Source organism: Citrobacter sp. ANG330 (assembly GCF_047467925.1).
Taxonomy (GTDB): Bacteria; Pseudomonadota; Gammaproteobacteria; order Enterobacterales; family Enterobacteriaceae; genus Citrobacter_A; species Citrobacter_A amalonaticus_G.
In genome coordinates this window covers 987,032-1,002,383 of the sequence record NZ_JASJUI010000001.1, presented here as the reverse complement: position 1 = coordinate 1,002,383, position 15,352 = coordinate 987,032, and the positions used below count along the sequence as shown (strand labels likewise).

Annotated in this window: 17 protein-coding genes; 16 read left to right on the top strand and 1 reads right to left on the bottom strand. The window is 58.8% G+C overall.

The window, feature by feature from the left end; translation table 11 throughout:
- Positions 1-3: 3 nt before the first annotated feature.
- The 16 genes from eutP to eutR all read left to right on the top strand — a co-directional run bounded on the left by eutP (position 4) and on the right by eutR (position 14,465).
- Complete coding sequence (gene eutP / locus QNN88_RS05010) at positions 4-483, top strand: ethanolamine utilization acetate kinase EutP (protein ID WP_414239214.1); 480 nt, start codon at positions 4-6, stop codon at positions 481-483.
- Entirely contained in the window at positions 461-1,153 is a 693-nt protein-coding gene (gene eutQ, locus QNN88_RS05005) for an ethanolamine utilization acetate kinase EutQ (protein ID WP_414239213.1), read from the top strand. Before eutP ends, eutQ begins: the two co-directional genes overlap by 23 nt.
- Positions 1,150-1,953: an ethanolamine utilization cob(I)yrinic acid a,c-diamide adenosyltransferase EutT gene (eutT, locus tag QNN88_RS05000; protein ID WP_414239212.1), complete on the top strand. Its 804-nt coding sequence runs from the start codon at positions 1,150-1,152 to the stop codon at positions 1,951-1,953. The genes eutQ and eutT overlap by 4 nt, the downstream gene beginning before the upstream one ends.
- Complete coding sequence (pta, locus tag QNN88_RS04995; protein ID WP_414239211.1) at positions 1,950-2,966, top strand: phosphate acetyltransferase; 1,017 nt, start codon at positions 1,950-1,952, stop codon at positions 2,964-2,966. Before eutT ends, pta begins: the two co-directional genes overlap by 4 nt.
- A gap of 36 nt (positions 2,967-3,002) precedes the next feature.
- Positions 3,003-3,296 (top strand): ethanolamine utilization microcompartment protein EutM, encoded by a 294-nt coding sequence (eutM, locus tag QNN88_RS04990; protein ID WP_013365323.1) that lies wholly within the window; start codon positions 3,003-3,005, stop codon positions 3,294-3,296.
- Between the two features lie 115 nt (positions 3,297-3,411).
- Positions 3,412-3,699, top strand: a complete 288-nt coding sequence (gene eutN / locus QNN88_RS04985) for an ethanolamine utilization microcompartment protein EutN (RefSeq protein WP_042317652.1) — start codon at positions 3,412-3,414, stop codon at positions 3,697-3,699.
- Positions 3,700-3,710: 11 nt separating this feature from the next.
- A complete protein-coding gene (locus tag QNN88_RS04980) occupies positions 3,711-5,114 on the top strand; it encodes an aldehyde dehydrogenase family protein (protein ID WP_414239210.1) in 1,404 nt (467 codons plus the stop codon).
- Between the two features lie 10 nt (positions 5,115-5,124).
- Entirely contained in the window at positions 5,125-5,964 is an 840-nt protein-coding gene (gene eutJ / locus QNN88_RS04975; RefSeq protein ID WP_414239354.1) for an ethanolamine utilization protein EutJ, read from the top strand.
- The gene (gene eutG / locus QNN88_RS04970) at positions 5,954-7,141 is read left to right on the top strand and encodes an ethanolamine utilization ethanol dehydrogenase EutG (RefSeq protein WP_414239209.1); all 1,188 of its coding nucleotides are present in this window, start codon (positions 5,954-5,956) and stop codon (positions 7,139-7,141) included. Before eutJ ends, eutG begins: the two co-directional genes overlap by 11 nt.
- Before the next feature lie 119 nt (positions 7,142-7,260).
- Positions 7,261-8,487 (top strand): ethanolamine utilization protein EutH, encoded by a 1,227-nt coding sequence (gene eutH / locus QNN88_RS04965; RefSeq protein ID WP_414239208.1) that lies wholly within the window; start codon positions 7,261-7,263, stop codon positions 8,485-8,487.
- A complete protein-coding gene (gene eutA, locus QNN88_RS04960) occupies positions 8,484-9,887 on the top strand; it encodes an ethanolamine ammonia-lyase reactivating factor EutA (protein ID WP_414239207.1) in 1,404 nt (467 codons plus the stop codon). Before eutH ends, eutA begins: the two co-directional genes overlap by 4 nt.
- Before the next feature lie 11 nt (positions 9,888-9,898).
- On the top strand, positions 9,899-11,260 hold the full coding sequence (gene eutB, locus QNN88_RS04955) for an ethanolamine ammonia-lyase subunit alpha (RefSeq protein WP_414239206.1): 1,362 nt from the start codon (positions 9,899-9,901) through the stop codon (positions 11,258-11,260).
- Between the two features lie 20 nt (positions 11,261-11,280).
- A complete protein-coding gene (gene eutC / locus QNN88_RS04950) occupies positions 11,281-12,177 on the top strand; it encodes an ethanolamine ammonia-lyase subunit EutC (RefSeq protein WP_414239205.1) in 897 nt (298 codons plus the stop codon).
- 9 nt (positions 12,178-12,186) lie between these two features.
- Positions 12,187-12,846 (top strand): ethanolamine utilization microcompartment protein EutL, encoded by a 660-nt coding sequence (gene eutL / locus QNN88_RS04945; protein WP_046484833.1) that lies wholly within the window; start codon positions 12,187-12,189, stop codon positions 12,844-12,846.
- 12 nt (positions 12,847-12,858) lie between these two features.
- Positions 12,859-13,365, top strand: a complete 507-nt coding sequence (gene eutK / locus QNN88_RS04940; protein WP_414239204.1) for an ethanolamine utilization microcompartment protein EutK — start codon at positions 12,859-12,861, stop codon at positions 13,363-13,365.
- Between the two features lie 47 nt (positions 13,366-13,412).
- A complete protein-coding gene (gene eutR, locus QNN88_RS04935) occupies positions 13,413-14,465 on the top strand; it encodes an HTH-type transcriptional regulator EutR (protein WP_414239203.1) in 1,053 nt (350 codons plus the stop codon).
- Here the strand turns inward: eutR and hemF are convergent.
- Positions 14,379-15,350, bottom strand: coding sequence for an oxygen-dependent coproporphyrinogen oxidase (gene hemF / locus QNN88_RS04930; protein WP_414239202.1), 972 nt, complete (start codon positions 15,348-15,350; stop codon positions 14,379-14,381). The two genes, eutR and hemF, sit on opposite strands and share 87 nt — an antisense overlap.
- Positions 15,351-15,352 lie beyond the last annotated feature (2 nt).

Genomic DNA, 15,352 nt, shown 5'->3' with positions numbered 1-15,352 from the left:
CTCATGAAACGTATTGCGTTTGTTGGCACTGTCGGCGCGGGAAAAACAACGCTGTTTAATGCGCTACAGGGAAATTATTCCCTCGCCAGAAAAACGCAGGCCGTGGAATTTAATCAAAATGGCGATATCGATACACCGGGGGAATATTTTAGTCACCCCCGCTGGTATCACGCCTTAATTACCACGCTGCAGGATGTTGATACGTTGATTTACGTCCATGCGGCCAATGACAAAGAAAGTCGCTTACCTGCCGGGCTGTTAGATATCGGTGCCAGTAAACGACACATCGCCGTGATCAGCAAAACGGATATGCCGGATGCCGACGTGACCGCGACGCGGGAATTACTGCGCGGGATTGGGTTCCAGGAGCCGATTTTCGAGCTCAACAGCCATGACCCGCAAAGCGTGCAGCACCTGGTGGACTATCTGACTGAGCTCAGCCAAAAGGAGGAAGGGGCAGGTGAAAAAACTTATCACAGCTAACGATATTCGTGCGGCGCACGCACGAGGCGAACAAGAGATGTCGGTGGTGCTGCGTGCCAGCATTATCACTCCGGAAGCGCGAGAAGTTGCGGAGTTACTGGGCGTCACGATTGTGGAGTGCGAGGGATCCGCGCCAACGGCAGCGTGCAATGTGGACGAGGCCAAATCTGAGACCCAACGCATTCGAGAAACCATCATCGCGCAATTACCAGAAGGGCAGTTTACTGAGAGTCTGGTCTCGCAGTTGATGGACAAAGTGCTGAAGGAAAAACAGTCGCTTGAACAGGGCGGGATGCAACCGGGATTTACCTCGGTGACCGGCAAAGGCGGCATCAAAGTGATCGACGGCAGTAGCGTCAAGTTCGGCCGCTTCGACGGTGCAGAACCGCACTGCGTAGGCCTGACCGATCTCGTCACCGGGCAGGACGGCAGCAGTATGGCCGCCGGGTTCATGCAGTGGGATAACGCATTCTTCCCGTGGACGCTGAACTACGACGAAATTGACATGGTGCTCGATGGCGAACTGCATGTGCGCCACGAAGGCGAAACGATGATCGCTAAAGCCGGGGACGTCATGTTTATCCCGAAAGGTTCGAGCATTGAATTTGGCACGCCGTCAACCGTGCGCTTCCTGTACGTTGCGTGGCCTGCGAACTGGCAATCGGTATGAAAGATTTCATCACCGAAGCATGGCTCAGAGCGAACCATACGCTCAGCGAAGGGGCGGAAATCCATCTCCCCGCTGACGCGCGCCTGACGCCCTCTGCCCGCGAACTGTTGGAAGGCCGTCATCTGCGCATCAAGTTTCTGGATGAGCAGGGGCGTCTGTTTGTCGACGATGAGCAACAGCAGCCGCAACCGGTGCACGGATTAACCAGCAGCGATACGCATCCCCAGGCCTGCTGTGAGCTGTGTCGTCAGCCGGTGGCGAAAAAGCCTGACACCTTGACCCACCTGACAGCGGACAAAATGGTTGCCAAAAGTTCCCCGCGTCTGGCCTTTCGCGCCGCGCTGGACAGCACCATCGCGCTGGCGGTGTGGCTGCAAATCGAACTTGCGGAGCCGTGGCAGCCCTGGCTGGCGGATATTCGTTCGCGATTGGGCAACATTATGCGCGCCGATGCGATGGATGAACCCCTGGCGGCACAGTCCATCGTTGGGCTGAACGAAGATGATCTGCACCGACTTTCCCATCAGCCGTTGCGCTATCTGGACCACGATCACCTGGTGCCGGAAGCCAGCCACGGGCGCGAGTCCGCACTGCTCAACTTGCTGCGCACCAAAGTTCGCGAGACGGAAACGCTCGCCGCCCAGGTCTTCATCACCCGCGGTTTTGACGTCCTGCGCCCGGATATTTTACAGGCGCTGAACCGTCTCTCCAGCGCGGTCTACGTGATGATGATTCTGTGCGTCACCAGACATCCGCTCACCGTCAGCCAGATCCAACAGCGACTGGGAGGTGAACAATGATCATTGAACGCGCCCGTGAACGCGCTCAGCAGGACCCGGCCCGGGTGGTCTTCCCGGATGCGTTAGACGAACGCGTGCTGAAAGCGGCGCACTACCTGCAACAGCAGGGTCTGGCGCGCCCCATTCTGGTGGCCAGTCCGTTCGCGCTGCGTCAGTTTGCCCTCACACAACGGGTGCCACTGGACGGTATTCAGGTTATCGATCCGTACAGCAACCTGGCAATGCGTGAAGCGTTCGCCCAGCGCTGGCTCGCTCGTGCCGGAGAGAAAACGCCGCCGGATGCCCTTGAGAAACTCAATGACCCGCTGATGTTTGCTGCGGCGATGGTCAGCGCAGGCCAGGCGGATGTCTGCATCGCCGGCAATCTCTCTTCTACCGCCAACGTATTGCGCGCCGGTTTACGCATTATTGGTCTGCAACCGGGCTGTAAAACGCTGTCGTCCATTTTCCTGATGCTGCCGCAGTACGTCGGACCGGCGCTAGGGTTTGCCGATTGCAGCGTGGTGCCGCAGCCGACGGCGGCGCAACTGGCGGATATTGCTATCGCCAGCGCCGATACCTGGCGCGCCATCACCGGTGAAGAGCCGCGCGTGGCGATGTTGTCCTTTTCAAGCAATGGCAGCGCGCGTCACCCGTGTGTGGCTAACGTGCAGCAGGCAACGGAGATTGTTCGCGAACGTGCGCCCACGCTACTGGTGGATGGCGAACTGCAGTTTGACGCTGCCTTTGTGCCGGAGGTCGCTGCGCAAAAAGCGCCCGCCAGCCCTTTGCGCGGTAACGCCAACGTGATGGTTTTTCCATCGCTGGAGGCCGGCAATATTGGTTACAAAATCGCCCAGCGTCTGGGTGGATATCGCGCCGTCGGGCCGCTGATTCAGGGGCTTGCCGCACCGCTTCATGACCTTTCGCGAGGCTGTAGCGTACAGGAAATTATCGAACTGGCGTTGGTGGCAGCCGTGCCGCGCCAGACTGACGTGAGACGCGAACGTGACTCACAAACCCTGGTTGTATAAATGGTCCCGTTCTGGACCCCATGAGAGGAAAACACAATGGAAGCTTTAGGAATGATTGAAACCCGGGGCCTGGTTGCACTGATTGAGGCCTCTGATGCGATGGTAAAAGCCGCACGCGTGAAGCTGGTTGGTGTGAAACAGATTGGTGGCGGTCTGGTGACTGCGATGGTACGTGGCGATGTCGCGGCCTGCAAAGCAGCAACCGATGCCGGTGCCGCAGCGGCACAGCGTATCGGCGAACTGGTCTCCGTTCACGTGATCCCGCGTCCGCATGGCGATCTGGAAGAAGTCTTCCCGATCAGCTTCAAAGGCGACAGCAGCAATATGTAATCGTTGAATGCCGGATGGCGACGCATTCGCGCCTTATCCGGCCTACGTCTGCTTCGTGCTCGTAGGCCGGATAAGCGAAGCGTCATCCGGAAAAATGTAACCCACGGAGGCGGGTATGAAACTGGCAGTCGTCACAGGACAAATCGTTTGTACCGTACGCCATCAGGGACTGGCACACGACAAATTGCTGATGGTGGAGATGATTGATGCCCAGGGAAATCCCGACGGGCAGTGTGCCGTCGCCATTGACAGCATCGGGGCGGGAACCGGGGAGTGGGTGCTGCTGGTTAGTGGCAGTTCTGCTCGCCAGGCGCATCGCAGCGAAGCGTCCCCTGTCGATCTGTGCGTGATTGGTATCGTCGATGAAGTGGTGGCTGGCGGTCAGGTGATATTCCACAAATAGGACTGAACATCATGAATCAACAGGATATTGAACAGGTGGTGAAAGCGGTACTGCTGAAAATGAAAGACAGCAGTCAACCCGCGACTGCCGTTCATGAAATGGGCGTCTTTGCCTCCCTGGATGATGCGGTGGCGGCAGCAAAAGTCGCTCAGCAGGGGCTGAAGAGCGTGGCGATGCGCCAGCTTGCCATTCACGCCATTCGTGAAGCGGGCGAAAAACATGCCCAGGAATTAGCGGAGCTTGCCGTCTCAGAGACCGGCATGGGCCGCATTGAAGATAAGTATGCCAAAAACGTAGCGCAGGCGCGCGGGACACCGGGCGTCGAGTGTTTATCGCCGCAGGTACTGACCGGCGATAACGGCCTGACGCTGATCGAAAATGCGCCGTGGGGCGTGGTCGCCTCAGTGACCCCTTCCACCAACCCGGCGGCGACGGTGATAAATAACGCCATCAGCCTGATTGCCGCGGGCAACAGCGTCGTGTTTGCCCCGCATCCGGCGGCGAAGCGTGTTTCCCAACGCGCCATCACGCTGCTTAACCAGGCGGTAGTGGCGGCGGGTGGCCCGAAAAACCTGCTGGTGACCGTCGCGAATCCGGATATCGAAACCGCGCAGCGGTTGTTTAAGTACCCGGGCATTGGTCTGCTGGTCGTCACCGGCGGCGAAGCGGTGGTCGACGCTGCCCGCAAACATACCAATAAACGTTTGATTGCCGCCGGAGCGGGTAACCCGCCGGTGGTCGTCGATGAGACGGCGGATCTGGCGCGGGCTGCACAATCCATCGTCAAAGGCGCCTCCTTTGATAACAACATCATTTGCGCGGATGAGAAGGTACTGATTGTCGTTGACAGCGTGGCGGATGAGCTGATGCGCCTGATGGAAGGCCAGCAGGCGGTGAAACTGAGCGCCGCGCAGGCCGAACAGCTCCAGTCGGTACTGCTGAAAAATATCGATGAACGCGGCAAAGGCACCGTCAGCCGGGACTGGGTCGGACGCGACGCGGCAAAAATCGCCGCCGCCATTGGCCTGCAGGTGCCGGCGCAAACCCGACTGCTGTTTGTGGAAACGCCCGCCACGCATCCCTTTGCCGTCACGGAACTGATGATGCCGGTTCTGCCGGTGGTACGGGCGGCAAACGTCGACGAGGCAATTGCGCTGGCGGTACAACTGGAAGGTGGCTGCCACCATACCGCCGCGATGCACTCACGCAATATCGACAACATGAACCAGATGGCGAACGCCATTGATACCAGCATTTTTGTCAAGAACGGACCGTGCATTGCCGGGCTGGGGCTGGGCGGTGAAGGCTGGACCACCATGACCATCACCACGCCAACCGGGGAAGGGGTGACCAGCGCGCGCACCTTTGTGCGTCTGCGTCGCTGTGTTTTGGTGGATGCGTTTCGAATTGTATAAGGGATGAATGATGGCGCACGACGAAGAAAGCTGGCTCACGCCAAGACTGCAAAAAGCCGCCGACCTGTGTAATCAGGCGCCTGCCGCGAGTGATTCCGCGCTGTGGCTGGGGGTTGATCTCGGCACCTGCGACGTGGTGTCGATGGCGGTCGACGGCGACGGACAGCCGGTTGCGGTGTGTCTTGACTGGGCTGATGTGGTGCGTGACGGCATCGTCTGGGATTTCTTCGGTGCGGTCACTATCGTGCGCCGCCATCTCGATACGCTCGAACAACAGCTCGGCTGTCGGTTTACCCATGCGGCGACGTCGTTCCCGCCCGGCACCGACCCGCGCATCTCCATCAACGTGCTGGAATCTGCCGGGCTGGAGGTCAGTCATGTGCTGGATGAACCCACCGCGGTCGCCGATCTGCTGCAACTGGATAACGCCGGTGTCGTAGATATCGGTGGCGGCACGACCGGGATCGCCATCGTCAAACAGGGCAAGGTGACGTACTCCGCTGACGAAGCCACCGGAGGGCATCACATCTCCCTGACGCTGGCAGGCAACCGGCGTATTTCGCTGGAAGAGGCTGAGCAGACCAAGCGCAGTAACGCCCAGGCGATCTGGCCGGTGGTGAAACCGGTCTACGAAAAAATGGCGGAAATCGTTGCTCGTCATATCGAAGGACAAGGGGTAGCCGATTTATGGCTGGCGGGTGGCTCCTGTATGCAACCTGGCGTGGAGGCGTTGTTTCGCCAGCGTTTCCCTGAACTCCGGGTACATCTGCCCCGGCACAGTCTGTTTATGACACCGCTGGCGATCGCTAACAGCGGGAGAGAGAAAGCGGAGGGAATCTATGCAAGCTGAATTGCAGACGGCGCTCTTTCAGGCATTCGATACCCTGAATCTGCAACGCGTGAAAACGTTTAGCGTACCGCCGGTCACGCTGTGCGGGCTGGGGGCGCTCAGCGCCTGTGGACAGGAAGCGCAATCGCGGGGCTTAAGCCATCTGTTCGTGATGGTGGACAGTTTCCTGCATCAGGCGGGAATGACCGCGTCGTTAGAGCGCAGTCTGGCGATGAAAGGCGTGGCGATGACGGTCTGGCCGTGTCCGATGGGTGAGCCGTGCATCACCGACGTCTGCGCGGCGGTCGCCCAACTGCGCGAGTCAAAATGCGACGGCGTGGTGGCTTTCGGTGGCGGTTCGGTGCTGGACGCGGCAAAAGCGGTTGCTCTGCTGGTGACCAATCCACATCAGACGCTGGCCCAGATGACGGAATACAGCAGCTTACGTCCGCGCCTGCCGTTGATTGCCGTCCCCACCACAGCCGGAACCGGATCGGAAACCACTAACGTAACGGTGATTATCGACGCGGCGACGGGACGCAAACAGGTGCTGGCACACGCTACGTTGATGCCGGACGTGGCAATCCTTGATGCCGCGCTGACTGAAGGCGTACCGCCACATGTGACGGCAATGACCGGAATTGATGCGCTGACCCACGCAGTTGAGGCATACAGCGCGCTGAATGCCTCGCCGTTTACCGACAGCCTGGCGATTGGCGCAATTGCAATGATTGGCAAATCGCTGCCGAAAGCGGTGGGCTACGGTCATGACCTCGCCGCGCGGGAGAGCATGCTACTCGCTTCCTGTATGGCTGGGATGGCGTTTTCCAGCGCCGGGCTGGGGCTGTGTCATGCGATGGCGCACCAGCCAGGCGCCACATTGCACATTCCGCACGGCCAGGCGAACGCCATGCTGCTGCCAACGGTGATGGGCTTTAACCGTATGGTATGTCGCGAACGCTTCAGCCATATCGGGCGCGCTTTAACCAACAAGAAAGCAGACGATCGCGACGCTATCGCCGCCGTCAGCGAACTGATTGCGGAAGTGGGCCTGAACAAACGGCTCGCTGATGTTGGCGCAAAACCAGAACACTACAGCGTCTGGGCGCAAGCCGCGCTGGAGGATATTTGTATACGCAGCAATCCACGCACCGCCACGCAGCGCGACATTATCGAGTTGTACGCGGCGGCCGGGTAATGCCTGTAGGCCGGATAAGGTGCTCGCACCGCCATCCGGCAATAACACGGCGTTAATGCCGGAGGCGACGTAAACGTCTTATCCGGCCTACAAATCACAAATGACAGGGAGTAGGGGCTATGGGAATTAACGAAATCATCATGTACATCATGATGTTCTTTATGCTGATTGCCGCCGTGGACAGGATCCTGTCGCAGTTCGGCGGGTCGGCGCGTTTCCTCGGGAAGTTCGGCAAAAGTATTGAGGGATCCGGCGGTCAGTTCGAAGAAGGGTTTATGGCGATGGGCGCACTGGGACTGGCGATGGTTGGTATGACCGCGCTGGCGCCGGTGTTAGCCAAACTGCTTGGGCCGGTGATTATTCCGCTGTATGAAATGCTTGGCGCGAACCCATCCATGTTCGCCGGAACGCTGCTGGCGTGCGATATGGGCGGCTTCTTCCTCGCCAAAGAGCTGGCGGGCGGCGATGTGGCGGCGTGGCTTTATTCCGGGCTGATTCTGGGGGCAATGATGGGACCCACCATCGTGTTCTCCATCCCCGTTGCGCTGGGCATTATCGAACCTTCAGACCGCCGTTATCTGGCGCTTGGCGTGCTGGCAGGCATTGTCACGATCCCTATCGGCTGTATTGCCGGTGGTCTGGTCGCCATGTACTCGGGCGTTGAGATCAACGGACAACCGGTCGAGTTTACCTTTGCGCTGATCCTGATGAACATGATCCCGGTGATCATCGTCGCCGTACTGGTGGCGCTTGGGCTGAAATTCATCCCGGAAAAAATGATCAACGGCTTCCAGATCTTCGCCAAATTCCTCGTCGCGCTGATCACCATTGGTCTCGCTGCGGCGGTCATTAAATTCCTGCTGGGCTGGGACTTAATCCCCGGTCTCGACCCTATCTTCATGGCGCCAGGCGACACCCCCGGTGAAGTGATGCGCGCCATTGAAGTGATCGGTTCTATCTCCTGCGTGCTGCTCGGGGCCTATCCGATGGTGCTGTTGCTGACCCGCTGGTTTGAGAAACCGCTGATGCGCGTCGGTAGCCTGTTGAAAATCAACAATATGGCAGCAGGCGGCATGGTGGCGACACTGGCGAATAACATCCCGATGTTCGGCATGATGAAGCAGATGGATACCCGCGGCAAAGTGATCAACTGCGCCTTCGCCGTCTCCGCAGCCTTCGCGCTGGGTGACCACTTAGGTTTCGCGGCGGCCAACATGAACGCCATGATCTTCCCGATGATTGTCGGCAAATTGATTGGCGGTGTAACGGCGATTGGCGTGGCCATGATGCTGGTGCCAAAAGATGAAAACGTTCCGGCAGAAACGGAAGTGGAGGCGCAATCGTGAACACGCGCCAGCTACTGAGCGTCGGTATCGATATCGGCACCACCACCACTCAGGTGATCTTCTCGCGCCTGGAACTGGTTAACCGTGCGGCAGTGTCGCAGGTGCCCCGTTACGAATTCATCAAACGCGACATTAGCTGGCAAAGCCCGGTCTTCTTTACTCCTGTTGATAAGCAGGGCGGGTTACGGGAGGACGAACTTAAAGCGCTGATCCTCGCGCAGTATCAGGCGGCGGGGATCGCGCCAGAATCGGTTGATTCAGGAGCCATCATCATCACCGGCGAGAGTGCGAAGACCCGCAACGCGCGCCCGGCGGTGATGGCGCTCTCCCAGTCGCTTGGCGACTTTGTGGTCGCCAGTGCCGGACCGCATCTGGAATCGGTGATTGCCGGTCATGGCGCTGGGGCGCAAACCCTGTCTGAACAGCGGATGTGCCGGGTGTTGAACATCGACATCGGCGGTGGCACTTCAAACTACGCGCTGTTTGATGCCGGAAAGGTGAGCGGCACCGCCTGTCTGAACGTCGGAGGACGTCTGCTGGAGACTGATGGTCAGGGGCGCGTCGTGCATGCCCATCAGCCCGGTCAGCAGATTGTTGACGAGGTGTTCGGTGTGGGTACCGATGCCCATTCACTGACCGTCGCGCAGTTAGGGCAGGTGGCGCAGCGGATGGCAAGTCTGATCGTCGAAGTGATCGACGGCGCGTTATCGCCGCTGGCGCAAACGCTGATGCAAACCGGGCTATTACCGGCGGGGGCAAAGCCGGCGGTCATCACCTTGTCCGGCGGCGTGGGAGAGTGCTATCGCAATCTGCCTGCCGATCCGTTCTGCTTTTCTGATATTGGGCCGCTGCTGGCGACGGCGCTGCATGAGCATCCGCGTCTGCGTGCGATGAACGTGCAGTTTCCGGCGCAGACCGTGCGCGCCACGGTGATTGGCGCGGGGGCGCACACGCTGTCGCTTTCGGGCAGCACCATCTGGCTGGAAGGGGTTCAGTTGCCGCTGCGCAATTTGCCGGTGGCGATCCCGATGGATGACGCCGATCTGGTTGGCGCGTGGCAACTGGCGCTGATGCAGCTCGATCTGGATCCACAGACTGACGCATACGTACTGGCGCTTCCCGCCTCGTTGCCGGTGCGTTACGCCGCATTACTTACGGTCATCGACGCGCTGCTGGCCTTCATCGCGCGTTACCCGAATCCGCATCCCCTGCTGGTGGTGGCCGAGCAGGACTTTGGTAAAGCGCTGGGCATGCTGTTGCGCCCACAGTTACAGCAACTCCCGCTGGCGGTCATTGACGAAGTGATTGTCCGGGCGGGCGACTATATCGACATTGGTACGCCTTTGTTTGGCGGATCGGTTGTGCCGGTGACGGTGAAATCACTCGCATTTCCTTCCTGAGGGAACGACTTATGAAACTAAAGACCACATTGTTCGGCAATGTTTATCAGTTTAAGGATGTAAAAGAGGTGCTGGCAAAAGCCAACGAACTGCGTTCGGGGGATGTGCTGGCCGGCGTCGCGGCGCAAAGTTCGCAGGAGCGTGTCGCGGCGAAACAGGTGTTGTCGGAAATGACGGTGGCGGATATTCGCAACAACCCGGTGATTTCCTATGAAGAGGACTGCGTCACGCGCCTGATTCAGGACGACGTCAACGAAACGGCCTATAACCGCATCAAAAACTGGAGCATCAGCGAGCTGCGTGAGTATGTGCTGAGCGATGAAACCTCGGTGGATGATATTGCCTTTACGCGTAAAGGACTGACCTCGGAAGTGGTGGCGGCAGTGGCGAAGATCTGTTCTAACGCAGATCTGATCTACGGTGGCAAGAAAATGCCGGTAATCAAAAAGGCTAACACCACGATCGGTATTCCGGGCACCTTTAGCTGTCGTCTGCAGCCGAACGATACCCGTGACGATGTGCAGAGTATTGCCGCGCAAATCTACGAAGGACTTTCATTCGGTGCGGGTGATGCGGTGATTGGCGTCAACCCGGTGACCGACGACGTGGAGAACTTAAGCCGCGTGCTGGACACGGTTTATGGGGTGATCGACAAGTTCAACATCCCGACCCAGGGCTGTGTGCTGGCGCACGTTACCACTCAGATTGAAGCGATCCGTCGCGGTGCGCCGGGTGGACTGATCTTCCAGAGTATCTGCGGCAGTGAAAAGGGCTTAAAAGAGTTCGGCGTAGAGCTGGCAATGCTGGACGAAGCGCGCGCGGTAGGGGCGGAGTTTAACCGGATCGCCGGGGAAAACTGCCTCTATTTTGAAACCGGACAGGGCTCGGCGCTTTCCGCCGGGGCGAACTTCGGGGCGGACCAGGTGACGATGGAAGCACGTAATTACGGCCTGGCGCGTCACTACGATCCATTCCTGGTGAATACCGTGGTGGGCTTTATCGGGCCGGAGTATCTCTACAACGACCGACAGATTATTCGCGCCGGTCTGGAAGACCACTTTATGGGCAAGCTGAGCGGCATCTCGATGGGCTGTGACTGCTGCTACACCAACCACGCCGATGCCGATCAGAACCTCAACGAAAACCTGATGATTCTGCTCGCGACGGCGGGCTGTAACTACATCATGGGGATACCGCTGGGCGACGACATCATGCTCAACTACCAGACCACCGCGTTCCACGATACGGCGACCGTACGCCAGTTGCTGAATCTGCGTCCGTCGCCGGAGTTTGAACGCTGGCTGGAAACGATGGGCATTATGGCAAATGGTCGCCTGACCAAACGGGCGGGCGATCCGTCACTGTTCTTCTGATGACGCGGGGATAACAAATCATGGATCAAAAACAGATTGAAGAAATTGTACGCAGCGTAATGGCGTCAATGGGACAGACGCAGCCGCAGACCGCCGCCCCGTCGCCGCAGTCCTGCAACCAGACAGCGTGCGCGGCGCCGTCCACAGCGGAGAGCTGCGCGCTGGATTTAGGCTCCGTGGAAGCGAAAGCCTGGATTGGGGTGGAGAACCCGCATCGCGCTGACGTACTGACCGAACTGCGGCGTAGCACCGCGGCACGCGTTTGCACCGGACGTGCCGGTCCGCGCCCGCGTACCCAGGCGCTACTGCGTTTTCTCGCAGACCACTCACGCTCGAAAGACACCGTACTGAAAGAGGTACCGGAAGAGTGGGTGAAAGCGCAGGGACTGCTGGAAGTGCGTTCGGAAATCAGTGACAAGAATCTCTACCTGACGCGCCCGGATATGGGCCGCCGTTTGAGTCAGGAAGCCATTGATGCACTGAAATCGCAGTGTGTGATGAGCCCGGATGTGCAGGTGGTGGTGTCCGACGGTCTCTCGACCGATGCGATCACCGCCAACTATGAAGAGATCCTGCCACCGCTGCTGTCCGGTCTGAAGCAGGCCGGGCTAAAAGTCGGCACGCCGTTCTTTGTCCGCTATGGCCGCGTGAAGATTGAAGACCAGATCGGTGAGATCCTCGGGGCGAAAGTGGTGATTCTGCTGGTTGGTGAGCGTCCGGGACTGGGGCAGTCGGAAAGTCTCTCCTGTTATGCGGTCTATTCCCCACGCGTGGCGACTACCGTTGAGGCCGATCGCACCTGTATTTCCAACATCCACCAGGGCGGTACACCGCCGGTCGAAGCGGCAGCGGTGATCGTGGATTTAGCCAAACGCATGCTGGAGCAGAAGGCATCCGGCATCAACATGACCCGTTAAGGAGGCAGCATGCCAGCATTAGATTTGATTCGACCCTCGGTCAGCGCGATGCGCGTGATTGCTTCGGTGAACGACGGGTTTGCACGTGAACTTAAATTACCGCCGCATATACGTAGCCTCGGTCTCATCACGGCAGATTCTGATGACGTCACGTATATTGCCGCAGACGAAGCGACAAAGCAGGCAATGGTTGAGGTGGTGTACGGCCGCTCGCTGTATGCCGGGGCGGCTCACGGACCGTCGCCGACGGCGGGTGAGGTATTGATCATGCTGGGCGGTCCAAACCCGGCGGAAGTGCGTGCCGGGCTGGATGCGATGGTGGCCCATATCGAAGGCGGCGCGGCGTTCCAGTGGGCGAACGATGCGGAAAACACCGCGTTCCTGGCGCATGTGGTGTCGCGTACCGGCTCTTATCTGTCGTCAACGGCAGGGATCGCGCTGGGCGATCCGCTGGCTTATCTGGTGGCGCCGCCGCTGGAAGCAACCTATGGCATTGATGCGGCAATGAAATCCGCCGATGTTCAACTGGTCACCTACGTACCGCCTCCGTCAGAAACCAACTATTCGGCGGCATTTCTGACCGGCAGCCAGGCTGCCTGTAAAGCCGCCTGTAATGCCTTTGCCGATGCGGTTCTGGACATCGCCCGTAACCCTGTGCAGCGAGCGTAACGGAGGTCAACAATGATCAATGCACTGGGGTTACTGGAAGTGGAGGGCATGGTTGCCGCTGTGGACGCGTCTGATGCCATGCTGAAGGCGGCCAATGTCAACCTGCTGAGTCATGAAGTGCTCGATCCGGGCAAAGTGACGCTGGTGGTGGAAGGCGATCTGGCGGCCTGCCGTGCGGCGCTGGATGCCGGAAGCGCCGCAGCACAGCGGACAGGCCGCGTCATCAGCCGCAAAGAAATTGGTCGGCCAGAAGACGACACCCAGTGGCTGATCGGCGGATTTAAGCGCGCGTCGAAATCCCCTGAGCAGAAGACAGCGCCGAAGCCTGAAGCACCTGTACGGACTGAATACGCTGACGCGTTGCTGGCGCAGCTCGCCACAGTGCGTCAGGGCATGACGGCAGGAGAGGTCGCCGCGCACTTCGGCTGGCCGCTTGAAGAGGCCAGAAACGCGCTGGAGCAGCTCTTTACTGACGGGGCGTTGCGTAAACGCAGTAGTCGCTATCGCTTAAAAAATTAACCTGTCGGAGGGCCGGGCGTCTTACCAGGCGTCCGGCATAAAAGATCATGAAAAAGACCCGTTCAGCCAGTTTGCACCATCTTTATCATGAAGCGTTACCCGAAGACGTTAAACTCACGCCAAAGGTCGAAGTGGATAACGTACACCAGCGGCGGACCACCGATGTTTATGAACACGCCCTGACCATCACCGCCTGGCAGCAGATTTACGATCAACTGCATCCGGGTAAATTTCATGGCGAATTTACGGAAATCCTGCTTGATGATATTCAGGTTTTTCGTGAATACACCGGACTGGCGTTGCGTCAGTCTTGCCTTGTATGGCCGAACTCCTTCTGGTTTGGCATTCCGGCCACGCGCGGCGAACAGGGATTTATTGGCGCACAGTGTCTGGGCAGCGCCGAGATTGCGACGCGCCCGGGCGGTACTGAATTCGAGCTGAGTACGCCGGATGACTACACCATTCTCGGGGTGGTGATTTCGGAAGAGGTGATTTCTCGCCAGGCACAGTTTTTACATAATCCGGAAAGGGTGCTGCATATGCTGCGCAACCAGTCGGCGCTGGAGGTCAAAGAACAGCACAAAGCGGCGCTGTGGGGCTTTGTCCAGCAGGCGCTGGCGACCTTTAGCGAGAACCCGGAGAATCTTCATCAACCCGCCGTACGTAAAGTACTGGGGGATAATCTGCTGCTGGCGATGGGGATGATGCTTGAGGATGCGCACCCTATTCACTCGGCGGAGAGCATCAGCCATCAGGGCTACCGCAAATTGCTCTCCAGGGCGCGTGAGTATGTGCTGGAAAATATGTCGGAACCGCTGACGGTACTCGACCTTTGCAATCAACTGCACGTCAGCCGTCGTACATTGCAGAATGCGTTTCACGCTATTTTGGGGATTGGGCCGAACGCCTGGCTGAAGCGGATCCGTCTGAATGCGGTACGCAGAGAATTAATCAGCCCATGGTCGCAGAGTACCACGGTCAAAGATGCGGCGATGCAGTGGGGGTTCTGGCATTTAGGGCAGTTTGCTACCGACTACCAGCAACTGTTTGCTGAGAAGCCGTCGCTGACGTTGCACCAGCGCATGCGCCAGTGGATGTAACGTCGCGACGGCGTGCCGGATGGCGGCTTCCGGGCTACCGGCTTCCGGCTGCCAGTCGTATTCCCAGCGCACCAGCGGCGGCATCGACATCAGGATGGACTCCGTGCGCCCGCCGGTCTGTAAGCCGAACAGGGTGCCACGATCCCACACCAGGTTAAACTCCACGTAACGCCCACGGCGATAGAGCTGGAAGTTACGCTCACGTTCACCCCAGTTCAGGGTTTTACGCCGCTCGACGATTGGCAGATATGCCTCGGTATAGCCGTTACCGACCGCCTGCATAAAAGCGAAGCAGGTGTCAAAATCCGGCGTGTTCAGATCGTCAAAGAAAAGGCCACCGATGCCGCGCTGTTCGTTGCGATGCCTGAGGAAGAAATAATCATCGCACCACTTTTTGTAACGCGGATAGACATCGTCGCCGAACGGCTGACACAGATCGCGCGCGGTGCGATGCCAGTGAACGGCGTCTTCTTCAAAACCGTAGCAGGGCGTTAAGTCGAAGCCGCCGCCAAACCACCAGACCGGGTCGGCACCCGGCTTTTCAGCAATAAAAAATCGCACGTTGGCATGGCTGGTGGGAATATACGGATTGAGCGGATGGACCACCAGCGACACACCCATCGCTTCAAAACTGCGTCCTGCCAGTTCCGGGCGATGGGCTGTGGCCGATGCGGGCATGGCGTCACCGTGTACGTGAGAAAAATTAACGCCAGCCTGTTCGAATATGCCGCCGTTACGCAGCACCCGACTGCGTCCGCCACCGCCCGCGTCACGTTGCCAGCTATCCTCAACAAACTCCGCGCCGTCAATAGCGGTGAGTCGCTGACAAATGGCATCCTGCAGGTTCAGCAGGAACTGTTTTACGCGTAGAGCATCGGGTTTCATGA

Excerpts from the sequence above, each read along its gene's own strand:
- eutP (WP_414239214.1), top strand. The coding sequence starts at position 4 with ATGAAACGTATTGCGTTTGTTGGCACTGTCGGCGCGGGAAAAACAACG.
- eutT (WP_414239212.1), top strand. The coding sequence starts at position 1,150 with ATGAAAGATTTCATCACCGAAGCATGGCTCAGAGCGAACCATACGCTC.
- pta (WP_414239211.1), top strand. The coding sequence starts at position 1,950 with ATGATCATTGAACGCGCCCGTGAACGCGCTCAGCAGGACCCGGCCCGG.
- eutM (WP_013365323.1), top strand. The coding sequence starts at position 3,003 with ATGGAAGCTTTAGGAATGATTGAAACCCGGGGCCTGGTTGCACTGATT.
- eutN (WP_042317652.1), top strand. The coding sequence starts at position 3,412 with ATGAAACTGGCAGTCGTCACAGGACAAATCGTTTGTACCGTACGCCAT.
- QNN88_RS04980 (WP_414239210.1), top strand. The coding sequence starts at position 3,711 with ATGAATCAACAGGATATTGAACAGGTGGTGAAAGCGGTACTGCTGAAA.
- eutJ (WP_414239354.1), top strand. The coding sequence starts at position 5,125 with ATGGCGCACGACGAAGAAAGCTGGCTCACGCCAAGACTGCAAAAAGCC.
- eutG (WP_414239209.1), top strand. The coding sequence starts at position 5,954 with ATGCAAGCTGAATTGCAGACGGCGCTCTTTCAGGCATTCGATACCCTG.
- eutH (WP_414239208.1), top strand. The coding sequence starts at position 7,261 with ATGGGAATTAACGAAATCATCATGTACATCATGATGTTCTTTATGCTG.
- eutB (WP_414239206.1), top strand. The coding sequence starts at position 9,899 with ATGAAACTAAAGACCACATTGTTCGGCAATGTTTATCAGTTTAAGGAT.
- eutC (WP_414239205.1), top strand. The coding sequence starts at position 11,281 with ATGGATCAAAAACAGATTGAAGAAATTGTACGCAGCGTAATGGCGTCA.
- eutL (WP_046484833.1), top strand. The coding sequence starts at position 12,187 with ATGCCAGCATTAGATTTGATTCGACCCTCGGTCAGCGCGATGCGCGTG.
- eutK (WP_414239204.1), top strand. The coding sequence starts at position 12,859 with ATGATCAATGCACTGGGGTTACTGGAAGTGGAGGGCATGGTTGCCGCT.
- eutR (WP_414239203.1), top strand. The coding sequence starts at position 13,413 with ATGAAAAAGACCCGTTCAGCCAGTTTGCACCATCTTTATCATGAAGCG.
- hemF (WP_414239202.1), bottom strand. The coding sequence starts at position 15,350 with ATGAAACCCGATGCTCTACGCGTAAAACAGTTCCTGCTGAACCTGCAG.